This window comes from Trebonia sp., from assembly GCF_049794275.1.
Classification (GTDB): Bacteria; Actinomycetota; Actinomycetes; order Streptosporangiales; family Streptosporangiaceae; genus Trebonia.
On the sequence record NZ_JBARCR010000926.1, the window covers coordinates 1 to 3250 of the forward strand.

The window sequence follows — 3250 nt, forward strand, 5'->3', positions numbered from 1 at the left end:
CCGCGCGGGTGCCGGCCCGCGGGCAGCGGCGCGCGGTGGTCGGGATGCTCACCGGCTGCGTCCAGTCGGTGTTCTTCCCGCAGGTCAACGCGGCGACCGCGCGGGTGCTCGCGGCCGAGGGGTGCGATGTCGTGATCCCGCGCGAGCAGGGGTGCTGCGGGGCGCTGTCGCTGCACTCCGGGCGGACGGCGGAGGCGGCACGGTTCGCCGCGCGGACGATCGAGGCGTTCGAGGGGGCGGAGGTGGACGCGATCGTCGTCAACTCCGCCGGGTGCGGGTCGGCGATGAAGGAGTACGAGCGGCTGTTCGGCCACCTCGCCGAGCCGTCGATGACGGCCAGGGCGGCGGCGCTGTCGGCGCGGGTCCGCGACCTGACGGAGTTCCTCGCCGAGCTCGGCCCTGTCGCGCCCCGGCACCCGGTGCCGGTGCGGGCGGCCTACCACGACGCCTGCCACCTCGGGCACGCGCAGCGGATCACCCGCGAGCCGCGCGCGCTGCTCCGCGACATCCCGGATCTGGAACTGATGGAGCTGCGGGACGCGGGCACCTGCTGCGGTTCGGCCGGCGTGTACAACCTGCTCCAGCCGGACGCGGCGCGCGCCCTCGGCGCGCGGAAGGCGGACGCGGTGCTCGATTCGGGCGCGGCGCTGGTGATCTCCGCGAACCCTGGGTGCACGCTGCAGATCTCGGCCGAGCTCGCCAGCCGCGGCCAGACGATCGCCACCGCGCACATCGCCGAGGTGCTCGACGCCTCGATCCGCGGCGTCCGGCTCCGCTCCTGAGCCCCGCGCCTAGCTGAGTTGCGCGGCGAGGGCTTCGGCCTCGGTGTCGGTGAAGCCGGTCGGCTGCGGGCCGGCGATCATGAGCTTGCCGATCGTGATGGGCGCCTCGGTGACCGGAGCGGACTGGACGTCGCCGTTGACGACGAAGGCGGTGGAGGCCAGCGCCGCGTCGTTCCAGTTGCTCTGGCTGCCCGGGTAGTAGCGCGTGGCCTGGCTGGTGGTCAGTTGCGCGAAGGCCGCGGTGGCCGCGCTGTTGAGTGTCACGTCCACGACCCACTGGCCGGTGTTCTGCAAGCGCTGGGCCGTCGCGGACGTCACCTGCGAGTCGAGGACCACGGCCTTGCCGAGGACGTACTTGCCGCCGGATGCGTCGCAGGAGACGACCTCACTTCCGGCCGCGTTCCACTGGGCGGCGGTGTAGCCCACGGTCGCCTTCCAGGCGTCATTGGTGGCGACGCCGCTCAGGGCGCTCGGCACTGGGGTGCAGGCGAGCCGGTGGAACAGCCGCAGCGTGGCGGCGTTCACCAGGTGAGCGTCCCCGTACTCCTTCACGCTGCCCTGCGGCGCCTCAAGCAGGACCGGCCGCGCCAGCGGGATGCCGGCGCCCCTGGCCGTCCCGGGAGTGGGCGTCGGCGTGGACGCCGGGCCGGTCAGTGCCGGGATGCCGACCACGGCGACGGCGCTCAGGGCCACGGCGCCAGCCGTTCCGGTGATGGCCGCGATGCGGCGCCTGTGCCTCTTCTTGCCGCCCAGGCGCATCGCCAGCTCGACCGGCGGGTCGATGGGCGTGATCTCGGCGGCGATGTCGTCGAGAGCCTCGTGCAGTCCGGTCATCGTAGTTCGCCCTCCGTGATGTCGGCGTTCTTGCGCAGGGTGGCCAGCGCCCGGGAGGTCTGGCTCTTGACCGTGCCGACCGAGCAGTTGAGCGCCCGCGCGGTCTCGGCTTCGGACATGTCCAGCCAGAAGCGGAGCACGATCACCGCGCGCTGGCGCGGGCCGAGCCTGCTCAGCGCGTCGTGCAGCGCCGCCCGGTCGGCCAGGCTGTCGTCAGCGCCGGTGCCGCGTTCCGGGACGGCGGCGCGCAGGTCCTCACGGACGCGCTGCTTGCGGAACCGCTTGCTGTTCTCGTGGATCACGATGGCCCGCACGTACGCGTCCGGGTCGCCGGCCCGCCTGACCCGCCCCCAGGCCGAGTAGGCACTGGAGAACGCCGCCTGCGCGATGTCCTCGGCGTGCCCTTGGTCGCCGGTCAGCGTGTACGCCAGGCGGACCATGGCAGACCATCTGCCCCGCATGAAGTCCCGGAACTCGTCGTCCGATTCGACGCCCATGTCCACCTCCTCGCTTCCTAAGAGGGCGGTCAGGCGCCAGTTGGTTGCATGATCTCGCCGAGTCCGGCAGCTAGCTAGTGCGCGAGTTCAGCGCTCACGAGTTGCAAACCATCGGGTCAGCGCCCCACGAAACCGGTCACGGTCAAATCGTGGCCCAACTCAGGGCACATCGCCGAGGTGCTCGACGCCTCGATCCGCGGCGTCCGGCTCCGCTCCTGAGCCTTTGTCCTCAGGGTGTCCTCAGGGTGTCCTCAGGGGGCGGCGAAGGTGACGACGGACGGCTCGGCGCCGCGCTGCGCAGTGCCGGAGACGGTGCTGCCTACCGCGGACAGCGCGGTGATCTGGCCCGCGCTCACCGGCGTGGCCGCCGACCACGTGATCCCGTCAGGCGAGCTCCAGGTGACGGCGTGCTGGGCGCCCGCCGGGCCGGTCACGCCCGCCGCGACGAAGCCATTCCCTGCCGCGGTCAGCGTGCTGACCGCACCGACACCGCCGGGGGCGGTCAGCAGGATCTGCTTCCAAGTCTTGCCGCCGTCCGCCGACACGACCACGACGGGGGCGTCGCCCGCCTTGTCGACCACGTAGCCGGCCGTGACGACGCGGGTGCCGTTGACCGCGACCTGCTGGAGCAGGGCGTCGGTCGCGCCAGGCGGCCTGGGCACGTCGTAGACGCTCCAGTTCTTGCCGTCCGCGGAGGTCCAGATCGTGTGGCAGCCGCCGTGCGTGCCCGCCGCGACGAAACCCGTGGCGGTGGCGCCGACGGCGTACACCGCGCTGGACTCCAGCCGCCCGTCGAGGCCGCCGTTGCTGCCGCCCGTCCAGTTCCGCAGGTCGGCTGACCACCACATGGCCGCGAACGTCCGGCCGTTGCTGACCTGCTTGCCGACGACGACGTAGCCGCTGCGGCCGGCCGTCACCCCCATCACGGAGATGCCCGGCGCGGTGAAGGCGGTGCTGTTGACCGCCTGCCAGGTAGTGCCGTCGGCGGAGGTGAGGACGACAGGCTGCTGGCTGCCCTGGGAGTCCGCTGCGCCGACCGCGATCCAGCCGGCCGGGCCGTGGGCCACGCCGAGCAGGCTGTCGGTGCCCGGCCGCTGGGAGACGGCGGACGACGACGCCGAGATCAGCGTCCAGGAG

4 protein-coding genes are annotated in these 3250 nt (G+C 72.8%); 1 reads left to right on the forward strand and 3 read right to left on the reverse strand.

What is annotated here, in order from left to right; all coding sequences use genetic code 11:
- On the forward strand, nt 1-782 hold a 782-nt coding region (locus tag WA805_RS23855; protein WP_425243449.1), incomplete at its 5' end, for a (Fe-S)-binding protein.
- Between the two features lie 9 nt (nt 783-791).
- On the opposite strand, the gene WA805_RS23860 is transcribed toward WA805_RS23855, so the two are convergent.
- The 3 genes from WA805_RS23860 to WA805_RS23870 all read right to left on the reverse strand — a co-directional run.
- On the reverse strand, nt 792-1616 hold the full coding sequence (locus WA805_RS23860) for a SecDF P1 head subdomain-containing protein (RefSeq protein WP_425243450.1): 825 nt from the start codon (nt 1614-1616) through the stop codon (nt 792-794).
- A complete protein-coding gene (locus WA805_RS23865) occupies nt 1613-2113 on the reverse strand; it encodes a SigE family RNA polymerase sigma factor (protein WP_422285471.1) in 501 nt (166 codons plus the stop codon). The genes WA805_RS23860 and WA805_RS23865 overlap by 4 nt, the downstream gene beginning before the upstream one ends.
- Before the next feature lie 251 nt (nt 2114-2364).
- Nucleotides 2365-3250 (reverse strand): hypothetical protein (locus WA805_RS23870; RefSeq protein WP_425243451.1); only part of this gene is annotated, 886 nt, incomplete at its 5' end.